The organism is Flavobacterium selenitireducens (assembly GCF_014748335.1).
In the GTDB taxonomy this organism is placed as follows: Bacteria; Bacteroidota; Bacteroidia; order Flavobacteriales; family Flavobacteriaceae; genus Flavobacterium; species Flavobacterium selenitireducens.
This window is the reverse complement of the sequence record NZ_JAAVIY010000006.1, coordinates 167,849-193,187: the sequence shown is the minus strand read 5'-3', so window position 1 is coordinate 193,187 and position 25,339 is coordinate 167,849. Positions and strand designations below refer to the sequence as shown.

Genomic DNA, 25,339 nt, shown 5'->3' with positions numbered 1-25,339 from the left:
AAGCTACGCTTTTTAAAAACGGAAACAGCTTTAAAATCGAAATATGTCGACGGGCGATTTGGCGATTTTACCGGACGTCCAATACTCGGCGGGATGCCGCGATCCAAATAAATCCGACGTTGCGTTTTGTAAGAAGAAACTAACAAGTATTCTCCACGACAGGCAATTCCAACACGAATCGCGAGCCTTCCCCGGGCACGCTTGTCAACGATATTGTACCGCCTAGGCTTTCCGCCTGCGCCCGGACCATAAACAGTCCCATGCCGCGGCCGTCTATCCCGGTCATAAAACGTTGGTAAAGTCCGAACACCCGTTCGCTGTGCAGCTGCATGTCGATGCCGATGCCGTTATCCGTAAAAATGATTTTCACGAGGTGCGGTCTTAGCTCGCTCCTGATGTCGATCACAGGAGTTCTTTCCGAACTGCGGTACTTGATGCTATTATCCACCAGGTTGAGAAAGATGCTGTAGAGATAGGCCCGGGTCGTCACAAGGCGGTCCACTTCCGTAAAATCCGTCCGGATCACGGCCCCTGTCCTTTCTAACTGTTGCGCCATACCCGAACGCAGGGCATCCGCCAAATTGCTGAAGGAAATCTCTTCCTTGGCCTCGGACAACTCAAACTTTACGCGCAATATCAGGTTAAGGTCCACGATAATGGCCTCGAGTTGACCGATGGCGTCCAACATCCCCTTCTGTAAACTCACGCGCTCGTCCGGCATCTCGTCCAACAGCATGGCGATACAGCTGATGTTGGTGATGGGTCCGCGCAGGTTATGGGATACGATATAGCCGAACTGTTGCAAATCTGCATTCCGTTTCTCGAGATCGCGTGCGATTTTAACCAGCTTTTTCTCGGCAAGCAATCGTGCAGCGGCCTCGGTTTCCATTTGAACGATGATTTGTTCCAGGTTTTTTGTGCGTTCCCTGACAAGTGCCTCCAATTTCTCGTTGGTTTCGACAAGTTGCGCTTTGGTTTTTCGGGTTTCCTTATTGTCGAGGATCAGCAGTTGGCCCGCCTGGCTCGTAATAGCCGTCCCATGGACCTGCAACACGTCGATCATGGCGGCCGTGTCATTTTGTCTTAACGGATAGCTGCAGTGAACAATGACGTTTTTATCTGACACGAGAGTGTCGAGTTTTTTCTCATATTCCATAAAGTCTGGCCAAATGTCCTCCCCGACCCAGCTTTCGATGCCGTTGACACGGACTCCCGTAAAGCCTTTCGCTATCGCGATTTCGTATAGCAACGCAAATTTAGCGAGAACGTCCTCAGCGTCGAATTGTCCGTTCGTGAAATAAAATTCGTCGTATTTCATCACGTTGAGTTGCTCTTTTCCGAGATACATCTCGGTGTGCGGAAAAGAGTCCGCGAAAGCCTTCATCGCCGTGTGCAATGTAAGTGGCTCGGCAAAAATCCACACGCAATATTCATTGTTGCGAAGTCCTGCCGTAAAGTAGGAAATCATGATTTTAAGCAATTCTTCTTCACTCTGGTAAAATGTGGAAAAATGGGATCCCCATTTCACGTCTCCCAGTACAGTTATACCGCTGTAGGTTGATTTTGATGGCATATGGTCGGCTGTTAAATGATTGTGCCGATTCAGGAACTGGAAATCCGTAAGATGTAAAATGAAAAAGGAGTCACCCAAATGGAGCCACAAACTCGTGAGCAGTGTGAGTCGGCAATAAAAAAAATGTAGATCCGGGTTCGGTGCGGTAAAAGTAGCGAAAATTAGGCCCGGAAATTCGCACTTTGCACCCGGCGGTCACATTTGTGAAAATAAAACCTCGCAACCAGAAAATTGTGTAAACGCCTATCCGACCTCTCGGAATTTCCGCAGCCTTGATTGTCGGGACTCAATGGTTCACTCCTTACGACATGATCGTTTTTGCCATTTCCAGATGGTTACAGGCATAACGTCCAGCGCATTTGACCTGCTTCCACTTGCAAATTTGGAAAAAGCGAAAGCCCACTGCGGTTACCTCATCGGCGGGCATAGGACCTGCCTAGGTCACAAACCACGCGACCACCGCTTATCGAGCTTGGGTTTGGCAAGGACGTATAAAAAATGATGCCTCCTCCTGCCGCAATCGTGTAACGCATGCCGCGATCTCTAGGCGTTCCTTTGTCGATTATAAACACAAATAAAAGATATGAAATCTCCAAAACCATCTTCCGGAACAAAATCCTCGTCAAACCGAAAGGTCGAGCCAAAATCGTCTGCCGCCGAAGGTCTTCGTGAACTATTCGTGGACAGCCTTAAAGATATTATTTATGCTGAACGGGCTTTGCTCAAATCACTGCCGAAAATGGCCAAGAACGCCACCGAACCAAAATTGGTACAGGCAATCGAGGAACACGTGGCCGTTACCGAAGGGCAGGTCGCGAGGCTTGACCGCGTCTTTGAAATTTTGGGTGAATCCAATCGCGGCAAAAAATGCGATGCGATCGAAGGACTTATCAAAGAAGGCGAGGGTATTATGGAAGAAACGCAGATCGGGCCGGTACGCGATGCCGGCATCATTGCCGCCTCACAAAAAATCGAGCATTACGAAATTGCGACCTACGGAACGCTGGTAGCCTTCGCCCAAACGCTTGGGGAAGAGGAAGCAGCGCAATTGCTAAGCGAAACGTTGGCCGAAGAAAAAGAAGCTGATGTCATCCTGACCGAATCTGCTTACAACAGCATCAATTTCGATGCAGCCGACCAAGCCGAAAACGAAGAAGAATAATTGAAAATGGCTGCCTCTTTTGGCGGCCATTTTTGCGCTAACACCTTTGATAAATCATCCAGATGAAAAAAATTATAATCCTATCGTTGCTCTTCACCTGCTTTGCATTCCAGGGCGTGAACGCACAGAGGGGCTTTCCGCCCAAAGAGGTCACCTCCTCGAAAAGCGTAACGAAATATCCCGAGCACCTCGACTTTTTGCCGGAAATGGTAAAACTGCTCAAAGTACCCGAAGGCTGGACGGTCAAGGTGGCCGCTTCCGGACTAGGCAAACCGCGGATGCTCTACAACGGGCCGAACGGGGAAATGTATATCACCAGACGCGATGCCGGCGATGTACTGATGCTCAAAGATACCGATGGGGACAATGTCTTCGACGATACCAAAACGATCGTGGCCGAGTTCAAAGGCGTACACGGGATTACCATGAAAGACGGCTTCCTTTATTTGTGCAACAACAACGAGCTAAGGAGATACAAGCTCAATCCGGATGGAACGGTTGGTGAAAAACAAATGCTGTTTAAAGACATGCCGTCTGCAGGTCAGCATCCGAACCGCACAATGGATTTCGGGCCCGATGGCAAATTGTACATATCGGTTGGGACTCTGTGTAACGACTGTAAAGAATCCGATAAGGAAGCGGCATCGATGCTGCAGGTCGACCCTGACACCTGGAAGCGTTCGATTTACGCGTCCGGACTCAGGAACACGATTGGTTTCGACTGGCATCCCCAAACTCAGGAATTATGGGGAATCGACAACGGAGGCGACACCAAAGGAAACGACTGGCCGCCTGAAGAAGTCAACCATATCCAACAAGGCAAAAACTACGGATTCCCTTTCGCATACGGCAAACGAGAAGTAGACGAATCGCGCGAAGATCCCGCCGGAAACTCCAAGGAAGAATGGGTCAAGAACACCGAGCCTTCCGTACTTGAACTTCAGGCGCACATGGCTCCGATCGCCTTTCAGTTCTTCCCTGCCTCCACCAGCGTTCCATCTGGTTACTCCGGTGACGGCCTGGTCTGTTGGCACGGGTCGTGGAACCGAAGCAAGCCGGTTGGGTTCAAAGTACAGCGCATCAAGTTCCAGAACGGCCGTGCGATTTCAGCAGACGATTTCCTCGAAGGTTTCCTCGTCGGAAAGACACGATTCGGGCGCCCGGCAGGCCTGACGATTACTCCTCAAGGTGTCGTATACGTTTCAGATGATGTCAACGGAGTCCTTTACTGTATCAAACAAAAATAAAAACATGAAAAATCTATTATGGTGCTTTCTGCTCGCCGGATGTTCGGCGGCAATCCCCGACCAGCCGACCGCGCGAATTGAATTCACGGCGCCCGATTCCTATCCCGAAGGCATTGCATTCGACAGCGTCGCGAACGTCTATTACGTTTCTTCGGCAAGGCTTGGAACCATTGGCAAGGTCACGCCCGCGGGTGTCTATTCCAAATTGTACTCCGACGGCAGCCTCAAGTCGACCTATGGTGTAAAAATAAGTCCCGACGGCAAGCGGTTGTTTGTATGTGCAGGCGACGCGAATTACAGCAAGTTCACCTCGCCCGATACACGGAAAAAAATGGCGCGGCTGATCGTAATCGATATCAAGTCCGGAAATATCACTGACGACATCGACCTGTCGCAGGCGACGCCCGGCGAACATTTCCCGAATGACCTAGCGTTCGACAAAAACGGAAATGCCTATGTGACCGATAGTTTTGCCAACGTGATTTACAAAGTCACGGCAGAAGGAAAAGTGTCGGTCTTTTCAGACAGCCCGATGTTCAAGACCAAAGGTATCGGACTGAACGGCATCGTGTTCCATCCCTCAGGGTATCTCCTGGCGATAAGCAGCGGCACCGGAGCGATTTATAAGGTCGAGATGGCAAATCCCAAAAATGTGCAAAAAGTCAAAACCGAGCAATTTTTTATCAACGGCGACGGTTTGCTGCTCGACGGAGAAAAACTTGTGGTCGTCCAAAACGGCGGAAGCGATAAAATCTATGCCCTTTCATCGGACGACAATTGGATGAGCGCGAAACTTTCGGCAACGACATTGGCGGCAGACCGTTTTACGTATCCGTCTACCGCGACAAAGGCAGGCGACAAAGTTTGGATCATGAATGCGAACTTTTCCGAATTGGTCGACAGCACGTCGGTGCCATCCCAAAAATTCGCGCTGCAACACGCACGCTTCATACCGATACCAAAAAAATAAATCGTAAATTCCTGTCAGACAACAAATCAAAAAAGGGCCAGGCCGACCGCAACAAGGTCAGTGGTTCTGAAGATTACGAAATCAAGATTTTAAGGAGAAATTAGGTGTTACCGAAGAAGAAGCCAAGGACGCAATTTCGGCCCCAGGTTCGAACGATCGAAGAATTCTGACCGACTTTCTGACCAATAATAAAAAAAAATAATCCATGGAGAAGAAAAAACCAGAAACGTCAAAAGACGAAAAGCGAGACAAAAGGCCCCGCATCGATAAGTCAAAAGAAAGTGGGAACGATGGAAAGAGTCTCGCTGAGGCGATGGATCCGAAAAAGTTGTCACAGATATGAATTTGCCGTCGACAATTCCTTACCGCACCTTTCCGGCGCCATCGCCGGAGCCGTCATCGGATACAACCCTAAACAGATTGCGATGGATCAAATAACCCAGGCATTATTTGCCGCTTCCCGCCAAGGAAACGTACCCGTTCTCAACGAAATATTCGAACTGACGAGGGAATTGGATGTTCGAGACGAAAAAGGCTACACTCCCCTGATCCTTGCAGTGTACAACAACCAGATCGAAGCTGCCGGGGCATTGCTAGACGCCGGGGCAGACATAGACGCTGCGGACGCCCATGGCAACACCGCCCTGATGGGTGCCTGTTTCAAGGGTCATACCGAAGTGGCCGGGCTTTTGGTGAAACGCGGAGTTGCATTGGACTCACGCAACGGAAACGGCGGGACCGCCCTCATGTTTGCCGCCATGTTCCAGCGCGTTGACATTATCAAGCTGTTACTGGATAGCGGCGCCAATAAAGAGTTGTTGGATTCGCGCGGATTATCGGCTTTAGATCACGCCAACCTACAGGGAAATAGTGCCGCTGCTGAAAAATTGAGATGATAGCTCAATTCGTTTACGTGCTGCCTTCGTCGGACGTAGGCAAAGCCCATAGTTTAACGGAGCACAAAGCCCATACAAAAGCTATTTTTAGCATGGTCGGGAACACGGCCGAATGAATCTCAATCTTTGGACGTACGGACTTCGCGAGCAATCAGTGTGGAATTACGTCAATCCGCGTTTGCGATGGCAGTTATTGCTCGTTCCAATAGTAACTATCGGGCGTAACCCGTTGCCCGAAAATGGCCGTCCCGACTCTCACAATCGTCGCACCTTCCTCAACGGCCATTTCGAGATCGCCGCTCATCCCCATGGAAAGCTCGTCCATTTCGACTCCCGGAATAGCCAAATCCGAAATCTGGTCGCGCAACTTCCGCAAAAGCGAAAAGCAGGCGCGCAACTCATGCGGCTGGCCTTTAAAGAGCCCGATGGTCATAAGCCCTTTTATTTTTAAAGTCTTGAATTGTGCGACCTGTCGTACGAGCTCTATCGCTTGGTCGGGATGCACGCCGAACTTGCTTTCTTCATTCGAGGTATTGACCTGGATCAACACTTCAATCGTCCGATTTTCATACGACAACCGCTTGTGCAATTTCTCGGCGAGATCGACCCGATCAACCGACTGTATGCAACTCACGCCATATTTGAGCACGTCGTTGATCTTGTTGGTTTGCAGGTGGCCGATAAAATGGCTGGTATGGCGAACGTCTTTCAGGGCTTCGAATTTGTCTCGGAGCTCCTGTACCTTGTTTTCGGCAATCAGGGTTTGTCCCGCGTGGAACGCCTCTTTTATCCGATCGGCGGCAACGGTTTTGGTGGCGAGCAGCAAGCGGACATCTTTCGGATCCCGACCGCTGGCCTCGCTGGCTTTTCGGATGCGCTCGAGGATAATCCCGATATTGTGCGTTATGTCGCTTTTCATGGTGAAACGAATTGATCGGCTGATTCGAACTGAGCGATAAGCCTGGACTTGACAATCGAAAACGCGTGATCTTTTGCTTCGGCATACGACACATTGTACTTCCGATCGATATCGCGCAAATGAGACGGAAACCGTTCGAGCAGCGCCTCGTAATAATGATCGAGATCCTTGTCCGAAGGAAGGCCGTAAATGATCTTCACCTGAAAACGCCTTAGCAACGCATCGTCGAGTATCGCGACGTGATTGGTGGCGCAAAGCAAAAGCGTTTCCTCAGGAAGATGATCGATCAATTGGATCAAGGTGTTAACCAAGCGCCTCATCTCGCCCACATCCTTGTCATCGTTTCCCCGGGATTTACCTATCTGATCGAATTCATCGAGGAACAGCACGGCTTTCTCTCGCGCCGCTTTTTCAAACACGCCTTTTATGTTCTGGGACGTTTCGCCTATACGCGAATTGACCACATTGCTAAGGTTGAGCACAAACAGCTGTTTTCCGAGCGAATTCGCAATTGCTTTTGCCGTCATCGTTTTGCCACAACCCGAACTGCCGTGCAAGAGAATCTTGTGGCTTACGGGAAGACCGAATTTGCGCAATTCCGGGCCGTATCGATGTTCTTTTATCAATTGGACGATTGCCATGCGTTTGTCGGACAGCAGGAAAACATCGTCGAGACGGACAATTTCCTTGTCGTGTATGAGAAGATCGTGAAGGTTCATGTCGTTTTGGTTTTGATGGATAGGGCCGGCCAATTGCGTCTGTCGATCTGGTATACAAAATTGAGGCGCGTCGGCTCGCCAAAATACACCACTTCTTGTTCGGCTACCTTTTGGGCGCCAATCCGGCTTATCGCAATTTGGGAACGCGTGTTTTCTGAACCGATGTGGAAGAATACTTTTGAAACCGATCGGAAAGCGTAGTCGAGCATCAGCCGTTTTACCGATGCGTTCAGCCCGGTTCCCCAATGCGACCTGGCGTAAAACGTATAGCCGATGAAGATGCTTCCAGACTCGCCATCGAAGTCATAGAACCTTGTGCTGCCGACGGCTTTCCCTGAGTGTTTGTCTACGATTAAAAAGGCGCCGCGGCTTTGTATGGCGCCTTCAAAAAAAGTGCGGAATACTTCCTTTTTGTAACGGTCGCGATTCGGGTGTTGCGCCCAGATCGCCGCATCGGACGCCAAGGCAAACAAAGTTTCAAAATCGCCAACCTGCAGCGGGATCAGGATGGCATCGTCGTTTTGTAAGGTAGGTTGCAGATCGAAATTCATATCAAGCATTTGTTCGGATTGCAAAGTTACGCCCGGGGCGGTCGACTCGTCACCCAAGTTTATAAAAACTTTTGATTGCGTCATTAGCGATTAAGCGCTAACGCACATATGCCTATCCGAATTTCCAAATTGATATCTCAAATTGCGATGCAACGACATTCAAATATTACAGTTCCGAGTGTTAATTAAAAGTGAATACCTAACTTTGACAAGTGTTCAACCAATCCGATCTAATTTGCGTATGATGCGTAAAAATCGACGAAATGCTTTTGACTGGTTCGCGAAACGGCCACGTACTTCGGGCGGCCTGGTATCGGCCCTGTCGTTGATCGTCCTTACGGTAATCGCCATTCAGCGGTATCAGATGGCACGAGCCGACGAGCAACGCGAAATGTACCAGATTCTAGACGCCACCCACAACAATCTCGAACAAGCGCTCAAAAATTGTTATGCGACTTCCATTACGCTTGCCATGACGATAAACGATCAGGGCATCCCGGAACATTTCGATGAAATCGCCCCGAAGTTGCTGCAGTCCAATCCCGTGATAAATGCCGTGGAAATGGTTCCGGGAGGCGTCATCACGCAGGTATACCCGACAATCGGAAACGAAGGCGCCATCGGGTTCAACATACTTGAGTCTGAACAGTTGCGTCCTGAGGCGTTGCGTTCGCTCAAAAGCGGGAAAATGTACTTTGCCGGACCGCTCGAACTCCAGCAGGGCGGATCGGGAATCGTGGGACGGATGCCCGTTTACCAAAATCGCCAATTCTGGGGATTTACCGCCGTGCTCATACATCCCGAGACGCTTTATCGCACAACAGGACTCACCTCGATAGACGAGAGCAGGTATTTTTTCCAGCTTCGGAAAACGCAATCCCAACCTGGTCAAAAAAAATATTTCTTCGAAGGAGACGACCAATATAAAAACAAGTATCACGTCACCAAAATGATCCCCGACGGCGGATGGGAGCTCATCCTGGCCGCGCGGGAGTCCCATGCGGCGATCTGGGCCGTCGTTCCGGTCGTGCTCTTCGGAATCGGTTTGTCGATCATACTGGGTTTTTTGATCAATATGCTGCTGTCGCGCCCGGCCGAAGCCGCCCGCCAGAGCGAAGAACGGTTTGAAAGTCTGTTCAACAACTCTCCGGTCGCGCTTTGGGAAGAAGATTTCTCGCTTGTCAAGGAGTATCTGCAGCAAATCGGATTGATCGGGCAGCGGCCGGATTACATCGAAAAATTTCTGGGCGAAAATCCCGATGAAGTCGAAAAATGCCTGTCGTTAGTGACCATCATCAACGTCAACAACGAATGCCTGAAGCTTCACTACCCGAAAACGAGGGAAGAACTGATGAGCAAAAGCCTGACGTCCATCATGGGAAGCCAGACCAACGAAGACTTCGTCAACCAGCTTAATGCTGTCGCCATGGGTTTGCCCAAGATAAACATGGACACGCGCATGTCTGACGGAAAAGGCGGGCATCGCGAGATATTCCTGCAATGGACGGTCATGGCCGGATATGAAGAATCATTGGGACGCGTGATCGTCGCAACCGAAGACATTACCGAACGAAAAGAAGCTCAACGCCTGGTATCCGAATCCCAACACCGCATAGAAGGCTTGATCGACACCATAGACGGCATCGTCTGGGAAAGTGATTTTGCCAACGACAACATTTCGTTCGTGAATGCCAAAGCCGAAGAAATCACTGGTTACCCAATCGATCAGTGGCTTTCGGAACCCAACTTCTGGACCAATCACATCCATCCGGACGATCGTGAAAAAACGCTGAGGACCTACCATCACAACGTAACAAGGGCCGTACAGTTCGAGATCGAGTACCGCTTCATCAAAAAAGACGGGCGAACCGTTTGGATAAAAGATTACGTCAACGTGATCACTGAAAGTGGACGCCCCATGTATGTGCGTGGCATCATGATGGATCGTACAAAATCGATGGAAGCAGATCGCAAACTCAACGAATCCCTCAAACTGGTCATCGAGCAGAACAAGCGCTTGCAGAACTTTTCCTATATCGTTTCCCACAACCTGAGGTCGCATACGAGCAATATCCAGTCGATCGCATCGCTGATGGATGCAGCCGATTCCCCTGAAGAGAAGAGACAAATGATCGGAATGTTGCGCACCGTATCGGCTTCGCTGAATGAAACGATGACCAACCTCAATGAAGTGGTGAATATCCAGAACAACATCAGCCTGGTTGCGGAAAAACTTAACGTGAGGCATTACGTGGAGATGGCCCTGTCGATACTTTCAGAACAAATCGCCATAAAATCGGCCGACATCCGCATCGACGTACCGCGATCTGCCGAGATACTTTTCAATCCGGCCTATTTTGAAAGCGTGATGCTGAATTTGATCTCGAACGCGATCCGTTACAGCGGAACCGAATCCGCACCCGAAATACACGTAATCTGGAGCGAGTCCGATGCTGGAAAAACGCTGTCGGTAAGCGACAATGGAATCGGCATCGACCTGGTCAAAAATGCCGAGAAAATCTTCGGGATGTACCAAACCTTCAGCAACAACCCGGAATCAAAAGGAATCGGCCTGTTCATAACCAAGAACCAGATCGAGGCCATGGGCGGCACCATCGAGGTCGAAAGCGAGCCGGGTCAGGGCACGAAATTCACGATACGCTTCAAATGATCAGCGCACGATAAGCTTTACGGATTGGGTTTTCGCATCGGATGAAATGCGGGCGATGTACATTCCCGTCGGCAAGTCCAAGCGCACTGGCCGCGATTGCGAAACTTCCGCTTTTGCGACTTTCACACCGCTTAGGCTAAAGATTTCCACGTTCCCGGACACTATCCCACTTACCCAGAATTCATTGCCGGCCGGATTAGGATAAAGCGAAACGCGTTGCGAGGCGCTGTCTGGATTGGAAAGGTTGGCAAACCACGCATCTCCTTGGTGACTTCCGTAAACATATTCTGCCAACAGCGGATAATCTACAAAAGGATTGCGGTTCGACTGCCATTGGTGGACGACGTTGTTGTGTTGCATCTCGAAATCGTCGGCAGGATCAGTGGTGTTCCAGCTCAGCAAAGACGCCAGGTCGCCCATTACCTTATTCCCTGACGTATCGCTTGGATTTCCGTTTACGAGATTGAGACCGTTATAGCGCACGCCCATGTAAAACAAAGCACGGGCAACGTCCCCTTTCCAGCTGCCCTGGTTGCCCGATGGCCCGTTGTAATCGAGCCCGTAGTCGCGGTTGTTGCGCGAAGAATTCTCGGGTCCGTCTTCAGACCGTATGTGGTGGCCGTCTGCATGTGCCGCGGAAATATCGTCCGGACCCGTAGGAAGCCAATTGTCGATGCCGTCGGCCTGGCTGCTCGTCCCGTCGGTATATCCGCCACGGGAAACCGGGAAAACGTGCTCGCGGTTCCACGAACCTGTATTGCTCGCCGTCGACTGGAATTTGTACTTTCCCCTTCCCTGCTCCACATACATAAGCCAAACCTGGTTGCTATTGGCCGGGTTTTGGTCGGCTTGCTGCAGCATATATTGGATGTCGCCGTAATTCTGGGCGCGCACAACAGCAGGGTTTGAAATGATGTCCTGGATGGCCTGGCGAAGCTCGCCGCCGGATTTGCCTTCGAGCGAATCGTAATACCCTGCCGGGATATTGGCCGTGACCATCCCATATGTCGGATCCAGAGGCGTGCCATAAGCGGCTGCCGTCCAGTCGTTGTCGATGATGATGCCCGAGACATTGTCATTGGCCCTGATATATCCCGTGGAAAGCGCACCGAACCGAATCCGGAAAGTTTCGTCTCCCTCGTCTAGACTGTCGTCGAGAATCGCGATCGTGGTCGACACAGTAGTACTTCCTGACGGTATGGTTAGGGAAACGACGCCGGAGTAATCGGCTGGCGTGATGCCCGCCCCAACCAGGCTGAAGCTGAAAGTAAAGGGTGAACTAACCGGCAAGGACGTCGTGAAAGTTATGCCGAATGACGCGCCTTCGGAGACTTCGTAAGTGAAACCTGGCGTCATTTGGACCGAAACGAGAGCCGTTCCGCTTCCGTCGTTGTTCATTCCCGGCGTGGGCGCCTTGGTTTCATATGTGCCGTCGGCTTTGCGCTGAACTGACTCGGTAGCGACCTGGTTGTTCGCATTTTCATCGTATTGGACGGAAAGCCCAAGCAAGTCCATGAGTTCCGTCGCATCGGGATCGCTGGTACCGTAAGCAAGTGCGCTTATGAGGTTATCGGTCGTGGCCAATGTCTGGTCTGGAAAATCCGAAGCATTGCCGAGGTAGATCGCCACGGCGTCCGGACCGTTCTGCACGATGTTATTCGAAAAAACCCTTGCCGGGACCGGCGAAACCAGCTCGTTGCCGATGACGACGATTCCGTTGATATCTGTTGAAAGCCCGTCGAGATCGATGGCGTAATAACTTCTGAGCCCCGTACTTGACGACGCGGAGCCGTTGAAGAACACGAGCACATATCCGTCAAGCGGAAAATTGGGAACATTCGACTTGAGTTCTACGAATTCCTTGTCGTCCACACTAGGTGTGTCGCAATCCAATTCATTGATGAACACTTGGGAAAAACCAGAAAAATGGCACAGCAAGGCCAACAGTCCTAAGGTAATTCTTTTCATTTGCGGGAAATTTTAGTCTGGGCTAAAGATAGCGGATTATCGTATCTGCCGCTTTGATTTCAGCCAAAAAAGCCAAATTTCCAGATGTTATGCCCCTCCCTGTTTTTAGGGATATAATGCAAATACCACAATTCGGGCATTGCCTAAACTGTAATAGTAAGTATCTTAGTATTTGCTAAAACCCAATCACCACCACTATGAGCATGTCTTGCAAAGAATATGAATTACAGATAGAAAGAGCTCAGGACGCCGTAAAAACGCTTGAAGAAAGGCTGTACAAAGTGCGCCACAATCTCGATAAAAATCCTGAAGATGCCGTTTATCGACGCGAGCTTAAGCAACTCAGCCTCGACATGAAAATTACCATGAACGAACTCGAGCACGCCCAATCGGAGCTCGAGTTATGCCGCAGCAGCAGGAAAACTACCGTGCTTAGGAAATCGGTTTTATAATTTGCTGATATAGCTTCCGTAAGGATCTTTGAACTGGAAACCTTCTTCCACCCTATCCTTGCTAAGCTTGTTGTATTCAACCAATCCCCAAAGCACCAGTTCCTTGAGAAAATACCGGTCTTCTTTAAGGGTCTCGGATTGGTATTTTTTAATGAAGTCTTCCAAAGGCCCAATAGAATCGAGCAATTTGCGATATTCAGCGTCAGACGATTCGTCGGCAAGCTCAAAACCGGTTTCGGCAAAAAACCAATCGACAATTTCTTTGTAAGCATTTTCCTGCCCGGCTTTTTCGAGTTTTTCTATTTTCGGAAACAACGACGTAAACACACTTTTGACCGCTTCAGACAACAGCTTTTGGGCGACGAACGCCGCGCCTTCCTGCTCTCCTTCGTAAACGAGTTCTACTTTTCCGGTAATTGCAGGGATAATCCCCAAAAAGTCGGAAAGCCGCACCGAAGTCTTTTCCTCACCTGATTTCAGCGCCCTGCGCTCGGCCGTGCTAAGCAGGTTTTCATACGCAGTAATGCTCATACGGGCACTAACGCCACTTTTGTTGTCGACGAATTCGCTCTCCCGGGCTTCGAATCCTATTTGCTCCAACAGGTTTTTCGCCAGCGAAGGCACATAAACACTTTCCTGCTGACGGGTGTCGAGTCGGGCTTCCTGCTCCGTTATGGCGCGCGCGATCGCTACCGTTTCCGGATAATGGGTCAGGATTTGGGAACCGATACGATCTTTCAACGGCGTCACGATACTGCCGCGATTGGTGTAATCTTCAGGATTGGCAGTAAAGACGAACTGCATGTCGAGCGGCATCCTGACCTTAAATCCCCGGATTTGTATGTCCCCTTCCTGTAGAATGTTGAAGAGCGCAACCTGAATCCTTGCTTGAAGATCTGGTAGTTCGTTTATCACGAATATCGAACGGTTCGCCCTTGGGATCATCCCGAAATGGATCACGCGGTCGTCGGCATACGAAAGTTTGAGATTGGCCGCTTTTATAGGATCGACATCTCCGATCAAATCTGCTACGGTAACGTCCGGAGTCGCAAGTTTTTCAAAGAAACGGTCGTTGCGGTGCAGCCACGCTATTGGCGTCTCGTCCCCTTTTTCCCTGATCATATCGGATGCGAACCGCGAAATCGGCTGGAGCGGATCGTCATTGATTTCAGAGCCTTCGACGATGGGAATGTACTCGTCGAGCAAATTGACCATCAGTCGCGCAAGACGGGTTTTAGCCTGACCCCTCAAACCTAACAAATTGATATTGTGTCGCGAAAGTATGGCACGTTCAAGTTCCGGTATAACTGAATTTTCAAATCCGTGAATCCCTTCGAACGCAGCAATACCTTGCCTGATCTTTTCGCGAAGGTTATCCCTTAGCTCTTCTTTTATGGCTTTCGGCTCGTAGCCCGATTTCCTGAGCTCGCCTAATGTTTTTATGTCTTGTCTTTTCATATCTGTCTTAAATCTATCTTATTCTTAACCTCTTATCCTCTTTCGCCTGTTGGCCTCGTAATCCTCGAATATCATTTCTCCGAGGCCTTTCAGACCTGTGTAAAACGCCTTGCCCTGGTTGGCTTCGGTAAAAAGGCTCACGAAATGTTGAAGATAGGGATCGTCTGCGATCATAAAAGTCGTGATCGGAATGTGCAATCGCCTTGCCTGGGCGGCTTGCGTGAGGCATTTGTCAACGATATACTGGTCGAGACCGTTGCTGTTCATGTAGTATGACCCATCGCGTTCGCGCACGCAGCTCGGCTTCCCGTCGGTGATCATAAAAATCTGTTTGTTGGTGTTTCGCTTGCGCCTGAGCATATCCATCGCAAGCTCGAGCCCCGCGACCGTATTCGTATGGTAAGGCCCAACTTTTAAATACGGTAGATCTTTGATGGCGATGGCCCAGGAATCGTTTCCGAAAACGATGATGTCAAGCGTGTCTTTCGGATAACGCGTCGTGATAAGTTCGGCAAGCGCCATGGCCACCTTCTTGGCAGGCGTTATGCGATCTTCCCCATACAAGATCATGCTGTGGCTGATGTCGATCATGAGCACGGTACTCATTTGGGATTTGTAACGCGCCTCTTCGACGATCAGGTCGTTTTCGGTAAGGCGGAACTCATCCACACCATTGTTTACCTGAGCATTCCTGAGACTTTCGGTAAGGGAAATGCGCTCAAGGCTGTCGCCGAACTGGTACTCGCGAAATTCGCCTGTATGCTCGTCTCCCCTTCCGGCAAACTTGGTCTTGTGGTTGCCCGACCCGCTTTTCTGGAGATTGCCGAAAATTTGCTCGAGCGCCTGTTTGCGGATGGCACGCTCGGTTTTTGCGGTGATGGCCATTCCGGGCGTACCGTCGTCTTCGAATTCCTCCCGTATGTAACCTTTGCGCTTGAGGTCCTCCACGAAGTCGTCGAGAGAATAATCGTCGGTCGTAAGATTGTACTCCGAATCGAGTTCGCGGAGCCAATCGAGTGCTTCGTCGAGATCGCCCGACGTATGCGTGATCAGTTCCTTGAAAATGTCGAAAAGACGGTCGAAAGGAGACAATTCGGGCGCTTGGTACGAGTGGAAGTAAAAGCCCTTTCTGAGATTCTTGTCCATAGCGCTAAAATTACGGCAATTTAAAACTTCCGAATCCCAAGCCAATACTAATGTTTCGTTAAATCAATCCCGTCCGAAAACGATAAAAATCGTACTTTTAGAGCGGCAAAAAAGCCAGATGAACATCATGAAAATCGAACAAATCTACACAGGATGCATCGCCCAGGCCGCTTACTATTTGGAAAGCGAAGGCGAGGCCGCCATATTTGACCCGCTTCGCGAAGTCCAGCCGTATATTGACAAGGCGCACCATGACGGCGCTAGAATAAAATACATTTTCGAGACGCATTTCCACGCTGATTTCGTTTCCGGACATTTGGACCTGGCCAAAAAGACAGGGGCAACAATCGTCTATGGCCCAACAGCCAAGCCGGAATTTGACGCCCATATCGCCTCGGACGACGAAGTGTTCAAGGTCGGAAACTACTCCGTCAAAGCCATCCATACTCCTGGCCACACGCTCGAAAGTACGTGCTACCTGCTTTCGGACGAAAATGGAAAGCCATACGGCATCATCACCGGAGATACGCTTTTTATCGGTGATGTCGGTCGTCCCGATCTAGCTCAGGAAATGGCTTCCGAACTTACCCAGGAAAAGCTCGCGGGGCATCTTTTCGATTCCCTGAGAAACAAAATCATGCCGCTTCCAGACGATCTTATCGTTTTCCCTAGCCACGGAGCCGGTAGCGCTTGCGGAAAAAACATGAGCAAAGAGACCACCGACACGCTAGGCAACCAGAAAAAGACAAATTACGCTTTGCGCGCCGATATGACCAAAGAGGAATTCACAGCGGAACTGCTCGACGGCCTCGGTGCTCCGCCGGCTTATTTTCCTCAAAACGTAAAACTCAACATCAAAGGATACGATAGCTTAGACACGGTGCTTATCAACAGTAAAAAAGCGCTGTCGGCCAAGGCATTCGAAGCGGCCGCAAACGAAACCGACGCTATCGTGCTCGACGTCCGGCACGAAGACGACTTTGTAAAACGGCATATCCCGAATTCGATTTTCATAGGGCTTCACGGAGGATTCGCTCCCTGGGTCGGGGCACTGCTGATGAATGTGGACCAACCGTTGCTGCTGGTCACGCCCGAAGGCAAAGAAGAAGAAGCGATCACAAGGCTTTCGCGCGTTGGGTTCGATCACGTCCTGGGTTATCTCGAAGGTGGGATCGACGCCTGGGAAAATGCCGGTTTTGAGCTCGACACGATGAAATCGGTTTCTCCGGAGACTTTCGCTTCGGATATTTCCGGAAAAAGCCCGGTCATCGATGCCAGGAAACCGGGAGAGTTCGGCTCCGAGCACGTCGACGGGGCGCTTAATTTCCCGCTCGACACGGTCAACGAGAATTTTACCGGCCTTCCGAAAGAAGAATTTTACCTGCACTGCGCCGGCGGATATCGCTCTGTAATAATGGGATCCATCCTCAAATCGCGCGGCATCCACAATTTTACGAATGTAGAGAAAGGAATCGCGGGCATTCGAAAGACAGCGGTGCCACTGACGAATTTTACGTGTCCGTCAGGCCAAAAATGATAGACCGATTATAAGAAAAATTTAAGCCGTCCTGTTCGTGTGCGGCTTTTATTTTTAGATACATTTGCACACGAAAAACACCCGGGGCGACGCCAGATGGTTTGAGCGCTGCGGAAAAAAACCAACTTCATGAAAAAAGCTTTTTTGGCACTGGCTGTTCCGGCACTCTTGATGAGTTGCGCAGGAGGCGATGGTGAATTTGTTCTCAAAGGAACGGTTAAAGGGGCCGATGGCCAGAACATCATCCTCAAAAGGCAGGACGATTCCCTGGGCCCGATCAATGTCGATACGGTCAAAATCGAAGAAGGCAAGTTCGAGTTCAAAGGGAAAGCCATGGAACCTGAAATGTATGGCGTACAAATCGAAAATGCCCAGAACGTTTCGCCTTTCATTGCCGAAGAGGGAGAAATCGCAATGGAGATCAATAAAGACAGTATTTTCAAAAACAAAGTGTCCGGGACATTCAATAACGACAAATTTTCGGAGTACGGCGAGGTGAGCACCAAATTGAGCACCGAACTTGGCAACCAATGGAAAAAAATCCAGCCCGAATACATGAAGGCCCAAACCCAGGGCGACACCGCTAAGATCAACGCGATTCGCATGCAGATGGACAATCTCCAGAAAAAGATGAACGTCGACATGATGGAATGGGCGAAAAAGAATCCGAAGGCGTATGTTTCTATTTTCCTTATCGGAAACGGGTTCCGGGCGTTCGAACCCAAAATCGAGGAAATTGAGAGCATGTACAACAACCTTGATGCGGATTTGAAGAAAACCAAGGCAGGGAAAAAACTTGCCGAGCAGATCAAAAAATTTAAAGTCGTCGAAATCGGGCGCCGCGCACCTGAATTCTCAGCTCCTTCTCCCGATGGCAAACAGGTTTCGTTAAAAGAAGCCCGCGGAAAAGTCACGCTGATCGATTTTTGGGCATCGTGGTGTGGCCCTTGCCGAAAAGCAAATCCCGAATTGGTCGCTTTGTACAAAGAGTTGCATCCGAAAGGACTTAATATAATCGGTGTTTCGCTTGACAAACCCGGCCAGGCCGACAGATGGAAAGAAGCAATCGCGAAGGATGGCTTGACCTGGACGCAGGTTTCCAATCTCAAGGAATGGGAAGATCCTATCGCACAGCGCTATGGTGTACAGGCCATTCCAAGCAGCTTCGTAGTCAACCAATACGGTGTTGTGGTGGCCAAGGATCTGCACGGTGCCGAACTAAAGAAAAAGATTGAAGAATGGCTTGCCAAACCGGACGTGCCAAAATAATAGAGAACCTCCAAACGGAGGTTTTTTTTATAGCATTGGATTCCAAAAACTTAAAAAATACTTGCCAAATATCTTTGCGATATACTTGCAAACATCGAAAAGCGGGTTATATTTGCACCCGTTAACGCCACGGGAAGATACTCAAGCGGCCAACGAGGACGGACTGTAAATCCGTTGGGAAACCTTCGCAGGTTCGAATCCTGCTCTTCCCACAATAAAACAAGACCGGAAAATTTCAACGAGTTTCGCTCGATTGAAAATTTTCCGGTCTTGTTTTATTAGTAAGGGTTCACCCTTACGGATCACGCGCGCAGCGCGTAATCCTGTGGGAAACCGATATACACGATAGTTGATTCGAAGTCCACCTTTAAACGCGTCCCATCGCGAGTAAAACGGGCAAATTCCAAACAAGATAACATACTCCAAACGGCTCGATCGTGCGCTGTTGCGACTAAAACGAGCAATCTAACTATTGCGAGTGAAACGAGCAACCAAGCGAAATCAGCGACCTTGCCCAAGATACAAGAACTATCATTAGTCTTTTCTAATCCCACCAACAATCCATCGCACGTAAAGCATAGCCACTACCGGAAACGCGAAAACCTGAAAAAGGAAAATCGACAACGACAACAAGCCGTCGGGTTTAAGCTGGTTTGCCTTGAACAGCATTTGCGTGCCGAGCGGCCCGTTCGAGAACACAACAATGTTGATAAGATTCCATCCGATATGAAGCGCTACGGGCAAATAAAGCGATCTTGTTTTGACGAATGACCATGCGAGCGCAAACCCGACGAAACCGGTCATTGCAAATATAATGGCCATTTGCACCGGATTTCCGAAAGAACCGTACGAAAACCAATGGTAAATCCCAAAACAGCTTCCGGAAATCGCACAAGCCGTTTTTGGGCCATATCGAAGGTTCAATAGATAAAGCAACGCTCCCCGGAACAACAACTCCTCGAAAATCACGGACTTGAAAACCCACCACATACCGGATGCCAGTGCCAACGTCGTAAAATCTGCATTCCATCGCCAGTCGTTTTCGACAAAAGCGGTCGTCAGCAAGTTATAACCAGCACAGATGGTCCCAGCCAACAAGAAACCGACAACGAACTGGATCACGCGCGATTTTTCAGGACGCAGCCCAAGCACGGAAATCGTTCGCCTGGCCGACAACCAAAGCAACAAACTGGAAAATAAGAGTATGACCAGAATTCCTATCATCGTTTGACTTACCCGTGTGGATTGGGAACATTTTCAAGTTGGAAAGGCGCTACTCTTTTGAGGTTGCCAACCTCGCAGATCTCGTAAAGCACTTTGATGAGTGCTTCCAGTTCCTTTGGCGGGAACATTTCGCGAATGACTTCTCTCCTGCCCTCCCGATAGATGATTATGGTCTTGAGTACGCCATCGCAGCAATTGGTATTTTGCAATTGGAGTTTGGCGAATTTTACTTTTTTCAGTTCGGTCATCAGCCTTGCGAACATCGCCTCGTCAAGCGTTCCTTCGTAAAAACCGATCCTTGCCGAATCAACCTCCGACGATTGCGGTCGATAGGCGGACTCGACGTGCAACCGCAGCTGTCGTTCGGCCCCGACTTCGAGATGGTAGGTCGGGCAAAAGCCAAAACAGCCGGTAGTGTGAAAAACGATCTTCTCGAAACCAGGCGTATGCCGTTTGGACAAGCAACTTCCGGACAAGGCAGCGATCGCCAGGATGAACATCAGAATCTTTTGTTTCATGAGCAACAATTTAGGCGGAGTTCGGAGCAAAATAACAATTTCGTTCAAAAATTCCTAAGCCGGAACATAACGCAAATAGGCAATCCCGGATTTGTACGATTGTGTCTTGACGAGTTTGAGCGCTATCGGGTCGGATTTTTCGAAAAGCGGTATGCCTCGCCCTAAAATTACCGGAACCACACGAATCTGGTATTCGTCGACGAGGCCCGATCGTATCAGCGTGCGCGCCAGGCTTAGGCTTCCCCAGACGACGATGTCTTTTCCTTGCTGGGATTTCAGCTTTGCGATTTCCTCAACGGGATCGCCCGAGAGGACAAGCGCGTCGGGCCAGTTTCCCCAAGGCGCCTTTTTTATCGTGGACGAGACGACAACCTTGGGCGTCGCATTGAGCCTGTCGGCCATGATTTCGCCTTCGGAGGCTTCTTGCGGCCAATATTCGACGAACATTTCGTAGGTTTTCCTGCCGAGGAGGATCGTATCTATCGACTCCATAAAATCGAGCATCTCTTCGTCAGAACCCGAGCCGAACTTAGGGTCTTCGAAAAACTTGGTACTCCCGTAAATGTCACTGGCGAAACCGTCAAGCGACAGCCATTCGCCGAGGATCAGTTTTCTCATTCGCTGTTTTTGTTCAAGTTACGTATTTAGGAATGCGCCCGCAAGATCTTAGGGATATTTGCGTTAGGGATTGAAGCGAAAATCCTTTTGGGCGGCGGCAGCAACGCCCAAAAGATTGGAGCGGAAAGCCCGGCGCCGTCACCGAAGCCGAACGTCATCAGGAGCCGATCTGGCGCAACGCCATAAAAAAATCCCGGCTGCAAACCGGGATTCTTGAATTTATATGACGCTGGCTTAATCGAGCAAAAAACTTACGCTGACATTGGCGGTAATTTCGATCTCGCCCAGGATCAGGGTTTCAGGTGCGCCGCCCGCCGCCATATCGGCTTTCATGGCCATGAACCGTTCGGCTTGCGGATACACGATCTGGGTATTGTCGTTAATGTTCAGCGCCTTTGAAACTTTTTGGCCGCCGAGGGCCGAAACGTAGTCGTCGGCTTTTCGTTTGGCGTCCTGCATGGCGAGTTTGCGCGCTTCGGACTTGTATTGCTCTTCTTTGGACGATTCGAAATTGATGTAATTCACTCTCGTGATGCCTGTCTCGACAAGGCCTGACATCAATTCGTCGTACTTATCGAGATTTTTAAGCGAGATCACGATGGTTTGGTTGGCGATGTGGCTGTACTTTTTCTTGTCGTAGTCGTATTGTGGCGTCAGCGACACTTTCTGGGTTTGCACGTCGCCTTTAGGAAGATTGAATTTCTTGAGGAAAGCGACGACTTTCTCTGTGACAACGTCGTTTTGTTTTTTGATGTCGTTGGCGTTGGAACCGCGGTTTTCGATCGCGATCGAGATTTTGGCCTGATCTGGAACTGCTTTTACTTTTCCTTCTCCGGAAACGCTGATTTGGGGCTTTTGGTCGACGACCTGGATTTGGGCTGATGCGGTCATTGAAGCCAATGCTGCCGCGAAAAATAGAATCTTTTTCATAATGGTTATTGTTTGTCGTTGCGTTTTCAATTATTGTGCCATTAGAGGCGGCCCGTGCGTTCCATGATGAACAGTATGACGATGGGAACGGCCAGTGCCACGACGGTGAACGTGTCCGAAGCAAAGATATCAGGCCTGTACATCAAGGTGATGGCGTAACCGCCGATTGCGCCTCCAAAATGTGCGGTGTGCCCAATATTATCTGATTTTGCACGCATGCCGTAAATCGAATACAGCAGATACAAAATGCCGAAAAGCCAGCCCGGAATGCCGTATTGCTTCGGGATAAAAAGCATGCCGACGCTCATATTCGAATTGAGCAAAATCGCCGCGAAAAGCACGCCCGTGACCGCTCCCGAGGCTCCGATGGCGCGGTAGGAATAATCGTCCTTGTGCATGACCAGCGTAAGCAAGCTGCCCGCTACGAGGCTTACGAGATAGACCAGGATAAACGAAAATCCGCCAAGGAAATCGATCACGACCGGGCCGAAAAAATAGAGCGTGAGCATGTTGAAAATAAGGTGAGCCCAGTCCGCGTGCAGGAATCCGGACGAGATCATGCGGATGTGCTCGCCGGAGCGGATACTCCCGATATGGAAATCGTACTTTCGGAAAAAATACAAATCGTTGAAACCTTTGTAGCTGATGAGCGCCGTGATGCCGATGATGGCCAGCAGGAGATTATCCATAGATAAGAATTAGCGCCCCAAAAATACGAATCTTGTAGGGTTTTGCCTATCGCAATTGACGCTTGTGTGCATTAAACGTATATTTGCACAAATTCATTCGGATGCAGTTATTGCTGTTTTGGCTGGTTTATCCGGCGTTGCTCCTCATTTCGATACTTCCATTCCGATTGCTGTTCGCACTCTCGGACGGCGTTTACTTCCTCGTATACCGAATTGCGGGCTATCGCAAAAAAACGGTCAGGCGCAACCTCAAAATGGCGTTTCCGAACTTATCCGACAAGGAAAGAAAGGCGATTGAGATTAAGTTTTACCATCATTTGTGCGACATGTTCCTCGAGATGATCAAGACGATGTCGATGTCGCACGCCGAAATGGAAAAGCATTTCAGGTTTACCAATCCCGAATTGTTCCTCGAAATGCAGGCCAAAGGAAAAAGCATCATGATGTACGCCTCGCATTACGGCACGTATGAATGGATCATCTCGGTAAATTATCACACGGACAATCCTGGATTCGCGGTTTACAAACGCATCCGCAACGTGCATTTCGACAAGTTGGTGCGCAAGATAAGGAGCCGCTTCAAGGCGCATCTGATCACGACGAAGGAAACCGTCCCGACGATCATACACAACCGGGCCGCGGGGATTTCCACTGTTTACGGACTGGTATCCGACCAATCGCCGAAAGCATCGAGCATCCAGCATTGGACGACGTTCATGGGAATCGAGACACCTGTCCATATCGGGGCCGAATTGTTGGCCAAACGCTACGACATGATCGCCATGAACCTCAGGGTCGAATCGGTAAAACGCGGCTATTACGAATGCACGTATGAGGTGTTGGCTGAAAATCCAAGGGATGTACCCAATTTCCAGATTTCGGAAGACTTTATGAACCGGCTTGAAAAGCAAATCCGCAAAGCGCCGGAACTTTACCTGTGGACGCACAAGCGCTGGAAACACAGGCGGGAAAACTTTAAATAGCGTGTCGATACTAACAGCGGCGCCCAAAACGCTATAACATCCGTTTTTGTTTTCCGGATTTGAGCTTCATCTGAAAATTCGTTGACGTCGATGCGAATGACAATCAATGAAGATGTTCCTCTCCTGGCGGATTTTGCGTTAAGGTTGCGCCTTTAAGTTCGCGTTGATCAAATCACGATTCTAAAGCGAAAACCATTTGCTGACCAATTCCGCTTCGAAATTCTGGGCGTTTCGGTGAACGAATTCGTTTGATTTGGAGTTGTACGTATAGTCCGCTTCCCATTCCTTGTGATGCTGCGCAAGTTCGCGGATGCTTTTGCAAACGAATGCAATCTCTTCGTTCGTCGTCGTCGGATGTATCGACATGCGTATCCATCCCGGCTTTTCATGCAATTCCCCGCACGAAATCCTGTCGGTAAGGTAATTCGATTGGTCTTTGTCGACGTGCAACAGATAATGTCCGTAGGTTCCGGCGCAACTGCATCCGCCTCTCGTCTGTATCCCGAACCGGTCGTTGAGCAATTTGACGCCGAGGTTGAAGTGCAATCCGTCGATATAGAAAGAGATCACGCCGAGCCTATCCTTGTGCTGGCCCGCCAACAGGTTGAGATTCGGAGTGTTTTCGAGTTCAGCAAACACATATTCGACGATTTCATGTTCCCGTTCGAGAATGTTCTCCACACCCATTTCTTCTTTAAGCCTTATGGCAAGCGCGGTTTTTATGGTTTGGAGAAATCCCGGCGTTCCACCGTCTTCCCTTTCTTCGATATTGTCGATGTATTTGTGCTCGCCCCACGGATTGGTCCAGCTGACGGTTCCACCTCCCGGATGATCGGGAACCATGTTTTTGTACAGCTTTTTGTTGAACAGCAAAACGCCCGAGGTTCCCGGTCCGCCAAGGAATTTGTGAGGCGAGAAAAAGATGGCGTCGAGTTGGCATTCCTCGTCTTCGGGATGCATGTCGATGTCTACATAAGGCCCCGAACATGCAAAATCAACAAAGCAAAGCCCGTTGTTGCGATGCATCAGTCTTGCGATTTCATAATAAGGCGTCTTGATTCCCGTAACGTTCGAGCACGAAGTTACCGATGCGATCTTGAAAGCGCGCTCCTTGTATTGGTCCAGCAGTTTTGCGAACGTATCGAGACAGAACAGGCCTTTCGGGCAAGCGGGCACCACGACGACTTCGGCTATGGTTTCGAGCCAGGACGTCTGGTTGGAGTGATGCTCCATGTGGGAAACGAAAACCAACGGTCGTTTTTCAGGCGGGATGTTCGTGTACGGCCGCAAATTTTCCGGCAGCTTTAGCCCGAGAATACGTTGGAATTTATTGACGACGCCGGTCATTCCGCTGCCATCCGTGATCAAAATATCATCCGGGCCTGCGTTGACGTGCTTTTTTATGATATGTCGCGCCTCGTGATACGCCATGGTCATCGCCGTTCCGGAAACCGTGGTTTCGGTATGGGTATTGGCCACGAACGGACCAAACTGGTTCATGAGCATTTCCTCTATCGGACGGTACAACCTGCCGCTGGCGGTCCAGTCGGTGTAGATTATCTTTTTCCTTCCGAACGGTGATTCGAAATCCTGCGAAATCCCGATGATATTCTCGCGAAACTTGCTGAAATACTGTTCTAAGGATGTCCCGAGGTCGGTTTGAGCGATCATAGCGTAAAGTTTGTCGTGTCTCATTGCGTGCGGATTACAATGTGGCGCAAAGGTAGCGGTTCAGGACGCAATCAGCAAAAGCGAAATCGTTATATTTTTTTTTGGATTTTGGAATTGTGTGTTTGTGCGGTTGATTAAGTGAGTCCAGTAAATCGACTATTTGGATGA

General features: G+C 49.7%; 22 protein-coding genes and 1 tRNA gene. 10 read left to right on the top strand and 13 right to left on the bottom strand.

What is annotated here, in order from left to right; genetic code table 11:
- Positions 1-139 precede the first annotated feature (139 nt).
- Positions 140-1,573 (bottom strand): MEDS domain-containing protein, encoded by a 1,434-nt coding sequence (locus tag HC229_RS11150; protein WP_191020564.1) that lies wholly within the window; start codon positions 1,571-1,573, stop codon positions 140-142.
- 583 nt (positions 1,574-2,156) lie between these two features.
- On the opposite strand from HC229_RS11150, the gene HC229_RS11145 reads away from it, so the two are divergent.
- The 4 genes from HC229_RS11145 to HC229_RS11130 all read left to right on the top strand — a co-directional run bounded on the left by HC229_RS11145 (position 2,157) and on the right by HC229_RS11130 (position 5,848).
- Positions 2,157-2,735, top strand: a complete 579-nt coding sequence (locus tag HC229_RS11145; protein WP_191020563.1) for a YciE/YciF ferroxidase family protein — start codon at positions 2,157-2,159, stop codon at positions 2,733-2,735.
- A gap of 62 nt (positions 2,736-2,797) precedes the next feature.
- Positions 2,798-3,982: a PQQ-dependent sugar dehydrogenase gene (locus HC229_RS11140; RefSeq protein ID WP_191020562.1), complete on the top strand. Its 1,185-nt coding sequence runs from the start codon at positions 2,798-2,800 to the stop codon at positions 3,980-3,982.
- A 4-nt stretch (positions 3,983-3,986) separates the two neighbouring features.
- Positions 3,987-4,952, top strand: coding sequence for a gluconolaconase (locus HC229_RS11135; RefSeq protein WP_191020561.1), 966 nt, complete (start codon positions 3,987-3,989; stop codon positions 4,950-4,952).
- Positions 4,953-5,242: 290 nt separating this feature from the next.
- Positions 5,243-5,848, top strand: coding sequence for an ankyrin repeat domain-containing protein (locus tag HC229_RS11130; protein ID WP_223845587.1), 606 nt, complete (start codon positions 5,243-5,245; stop codon positions 5,846-5,848).
- Positions 5,849-6,038: 190 nt separating this feature from the next.
- On the opposite strand, the gene HC229_RS11125 is transcribed toward HC229_RS11130, so the two are convergent.
- From HC229_RS11125 to HC229_RS11115, 3 genes are read right to left on the bottom strand one after another with little or no spacing between them, the layout of a single operon-like run.
- Positions 6,039-6,767: a YggS family pyridoxal phosphate-dependent enzyme gene (locus HC229_RS11125; protein ID WP_191020560.1), complete on the bottom strand. Its 729-nt coding sequence runs from the start codon at positions 6,765-6,767 to the stop codon at positions 6,039-6,041.
- Entirely contained in the window at positions 6,764-7,486 is a 723-nt protein-coding gene (locus tag HC229_RS11120; protein WP_191020559.1) for an AAA family ATPase, read from the bottom strand. Before HC229_RS11120 ends, HC229_RS11125 begins: the two co-directional genes overlap by 4 nt.
- Positions 7,483-8,037, bottom strand: coding sequence for a GNAT family N-acetyltransferase (locus HC229_RS11115; RefSeq protein WP_191020558.1), 555 nt, complete (start codon positions 8,035-8,037; stop codon positions 7,483-7,485). Before HC229_RS11115 ends, HC229_RS11120 begins: the two co-directional genes overlap by 4 nt.
- A gap of 244 nt (positions 8,038-8,281) precedes the next feature.
- Here HC229_RS11115 and HC229_RS11110 point away from each other — a divergent pair, with 244 nt between their 5' ends.
- Positions 8,282-10,708 carry an ATP-binding protein gene (locus tag HC229_RS11110; protein ID WP_191020557.1) on the top strand — a complete coding sequence of 809 codons (2,427 nt, stop codon included), beginning with the start codon at positions 8,282-8,284 and terminating at the stop codon, positions 10,706-10,708.
- On the opposite strand, the gene HC229_RS11105 is transcribed toward HC229_RS11110, so the two are convergent.
- Positions 10,709-12,676 (bottom strand): endonuclease, encoded by a 1,968-nt coding sequence (locus HC229_RS11105; RefSeq protein WP_191020556.1) that lies wholly within the window; start codon positions 12,674-12,676, stop codon positions 10,709-10,711.
- A gap of 203 nt (positions 12,677-12,879) precedes the next feature.
- On the opposite strand from HC229_RS11105, the gene HC229_RS11100 reads away from it, so the two are divergent.
- Positions 12,880-13,128 carry a hypothetical protein gene (locus HC229_RS11100; RefSeq protein WP_191020555.1) on the top strand — a complete coding sequence of 83 codons (249 nt, stop codon included), beginning with the start codon at positions 12,880-12,882 and terminating at the stop codon, positions 13,126-13,128.
- Here the strand turns inward: HC229_RS11100 and HC229_RS11095 are convergent.
- Together HC229_RS11095 and HC229_RS11090 are read right to left on the bottom strand one after the other, a co-directional pair.
- Positions 13,123-14,586 (bottom strand): AAA family ATPase, encoded by a 1,464-nt coding sequence (locus HC229_RS11095; protein ID WP_191020554.1) that lies wholly within the window; start codon positions 14,584-14,586, stop codon positions 13,123-13,125. The genes HC229_RS11100 and HC229_RS11095 overlap by 6 nt on opposite strands.
- Positions 14,587-14,610: 24 nt before the next feature.
- Entirely contained in the window at positions 14,611-15,732 is a 1,122-nt protein-coding gene (locus HC229_RS11090; RefSeq protein WP_191020553.1) for a vWA domain-containing protein, read from the bottom strand.
- A 127-nt stretch (positions 15,733-15,859) separates the two neighbouring features.
- Here HC229_RS11090 and HC229_RS11085 point away from each other — a divergent pair, with 127 nt between their 5' ends.
- The 3 genes from HC229_RS11085 (at position 15,860) to HC229_RS11075 (ending at position 18,750) form a co-directional block, all read left to right on the top strand.
- Positions 15,860-17,269, top strand: a complete 1,410-nt coding sequence (locus HC229_RS11085) for an MBL fold metallo-hydrolase (protein WP_191020598.1) — start codon at positions 15,860-15,862, stop codon at positions 17,267-17,269.
- A 129-nt stretch (positions 17,270-17,398) separates the two neighbouring features.
- Complete coding sequence (locus HC229_RS11080; protein ID WP_191020552.1) at positions 17,399-18,538, top strand: TlpA disulfide reductase family protein; 1,140 nt, start codon at positions 17,399-17,401, stop codon at positions 18,536-18,538.
- Positions 18,539-18,669: 131 nt separating this feature from the next.
- A tRNA-Tyr gene (locus HC229_RS11075) sits at positions 18,670-18,750 on the top strand.
- A gap of 322 nt (positions 18,751-19,072) precedes the next feature.
- On the opposite strand, the gene HC229_RS11070 is transcribed toward HC229_RS11075, so the two are convergent.
- The 5 genes from HC229_RS11070 to HC229_RS11050 form a co-directional block, all read right to left on the bottom strand.
- Complete coding sequence (locus tag HC229_RS11070) at positions 19,073-19,762, bottom strand: CPBP family intramembrane glutamic endopeptidase (protein ID WP_191020551.1); 690 nt, start codon at positions 19,760-19,762, stop codon at positions 19,073-19,075.
- Between the two features lie 8 nt (positions 19,763-19,770).
- Positions 19,771-20,280, bottom strand: coding sequence for a DUF6438 domain-containing protein (locus tag HC229_RS11065; RefSeq protein WP_191020550.1), 510 nt, complete (start codon positions 20,278-20,280; stop codon positions 19,771-19,773).
- A gap of 54 nt (positions 20,281-20,334) precedes the next feature.
- Entirely contained in the window at positions 20,335-20,898 is a 564-nt protein-coding gene (locus tag HC229_RS11060) for a dihydrofolate reductase family protein (RefSeq protein ID WP_191020549.1), read from the bottom strand.
- A 234-nt stretch (positions 20,899-21,132) separates the two neighbouring features.
- A complete protein-coding gene (locus tag HC229_RS11055; protein WP_191020548.1) occupies positions 21,133-21,828 on the bottom strand; it encodes an SIMPL domain-containing protein in 696 nt (231 codons plus the stop codon).
- Between the two features lie 41 nt (positions 21,829-21,869).
- Positions 21,870-22,517 carry a rhomboid family intramembrane serine protease gene (locus HC229_RS11050; protein WP_191020547.1) on the bottom strand — a complete coding sequence of 216 codons (648 nt, stop codon included), beginning with the start codon at positions 22,515-22,517 and terminating at the stop codon, positions 21,870-21,872.
- 101 nt (positions 22,518-22,618) lie between these two features.
- Between HC229_RS11050 and HC229_RS11045 the strand changes: the two genes are divergently transcribed.
- Complete coding sequence (locus tag HC229_RS11045) at positions 22,619-23,500, top strand: lysophospholipid acyltransferase family protein (RefSeq protein ID WP_191020546.1); 882 nt, start codon at positions 22,619-22,621, stop codon at positions 23,498-23,500.
- Positions 23,501-23,680: 180 nt separating this feature from the next.
- Here the strand turns inward: HC229_RS11045 and HC229_RS11040 are convergent, their stop codons facing one another.
- On the bottom strand, positions 23,681-25,195 hold the full coding sequence (locus HC229_RS11040) for an aminotransferase class V-fold PLP-dependent enzyme (protein ID WP_408610269.1): 1,515 nt from the start codon (positions 25,193-25,195) through the stop codon (positions 23,681-23,683).
- Between the last annotated feature and the right edge of the window lie 144 nt (positions 25,196-25,339).

Bases quoted from the DNA above. Each gene is read 5' to 3' on its own strand.
- HC229_RS11150 (WP_191020564.1), bottom strand. From the start codon at position 1,573: ATGCCATCAAAATCAACCTACAGCGGTATAACTGTACTGGGAGACGTG.
- HC229_RS11145 (WP_191020563.1), top strand. From the start codon at position 2,157: ATGAAATCTCCAAAACCATCTTCCGGAACAAAATCCTCGTCAAACCGA.
- HC229_RS11140 (WP_191020562.1), top strand. From the start codon at position 2,798: ATGAAAAAAATTATAATCCTATCGTTGCTCTTCACCTGCTTTGCATTC.
- HC229_RS11135 (WP_191020561.1), top strand. From the start codon at position 3,987: ATGAAAAATCTATTATGGTGCTTTCTGCTCGCCGGATGTTCGGCGGCA.
- HC229_RS11130 (WP_223845587.1), top strand. From the start codon at position 5,243: ATGGAAAGAGTCTCGCTGAGGCGATGGATCCGAAAAAGTTGTCACAGA.
- HC229_RS11125 (WP_191020560.1), bottom strand. From the start codon at position 6,767: ATGAAAAGCGACATAACGCACAATATCGGGATTATCCTCGAGCGCATC.
- HC229_RS11120 (WP_191020559.1), bottom strand. From the start codon at position 7,486: ATGAACCTTCACGATCTTCTCATACACGACAAGGAAATTGTCCGTCTC.
- HC229_RS11115 (WP_191020558.1), bottom strand. From the start codon at position 8,037: ATGAATTTCGATCTGCAACCTACCTTACAAAACGACGATGCCATCCTG.
- HC229_RS11110 (WP_191020557.1), top strand. From the start codon at position 8,282: ATGCGTAAAAATCGACGAAATGCTTTTGACTGGTTCGCGAAACGGCCA.
- HC229_RS11105 (WP_191020556.1), bottom strand. From the start codon at position 12,676: ATGAAAAGAATTACCTTAGGACTGTTGGCCTTGCTGTGCCATTTTTCT.
- HC229_RS11100 (WP_191020555.1), top strand. From the start codon at position 12,880: ATGTCTTGCAAAGAATATGAATTACAGATAGAAAGAGCTCAGGACGCC.
- HC229_RS11095 (WP_191020554.1), bottom strand. From the start codon at position 14,586: ATGAAAAGACAAGACATAAAAACATTAGGCGAGCTCAGGAAATCGGGC.
- HC229_RS11090 (WP_191020553.1), bottom strand. From the start codon at position 15,732: ATGGACAAGAATCTCAGAAAGGGCTTTTACTTCCACTCGTACCAAGCG.
- HC229_RS11085 (WP_191020598.1), top strand. From the start codon at position 15,860: ATGAAAATCGAACAAATCTACACAGGATGCATCGCCCAGGCCGCTTAC.
- HC229_RS11080 (WP_191020552.1), top strand. From the start codon at position 17,399: ATGAAAAAAGCTTTTTTGGCACTGGCTGTTCCGGCACTCTTGATGAGT.
- HC229_RS11070 (WP_191020551.1), bottom strand. From the start codon at position 19,762: ATGATAGGAATTCTGGTCATACTCTTATTTTCCAGTTTGTTGCTTTGG.
- HC229_RS11065 (WP_191020550.1), bottom strand. From the start codon at position 20,280: ATGAAACAAAAGATTCTGATGTTCATCCTGGCGATCGCTGCCTTGTCC.
- HC229_RS11060 (WP_191020549.1), bottom strand. From the start codon at position 20,898: ATGAGAAAACTGATCCTCGGCGAATGGCTGTCGCTTGACGGTTTCGCC.
- HC229_RS11055 (WP_191020548.1), bottom strand. From the start codon at position 21,828: ATGAAAAAGATTCTATTTTTCGCGGCAGCATTGGCTTCAATGACCGCA.
- HC229_RS11050 (WP_191020547.1), bottom strand. From the start codon at position 22,517: ATGGATAATCTCCTGCTGGCCATCATCGGCATCACGGCGCTCATCAGC.
- HC229_RS11045 (WP_191020546.1), top strand. From the start codon at position 22,619: ATGCAGTTATTGCTGTTTTGGCTGGTTTATCCGGCGTTGCTCCTCATT.
- HC229_RS11040 (WP_408610269.1), bottom strand. From the start codon at position 25,195: ATGAGACACGACAAACTTTACGCTATGATCGCTCAAACCGACCTCGGG.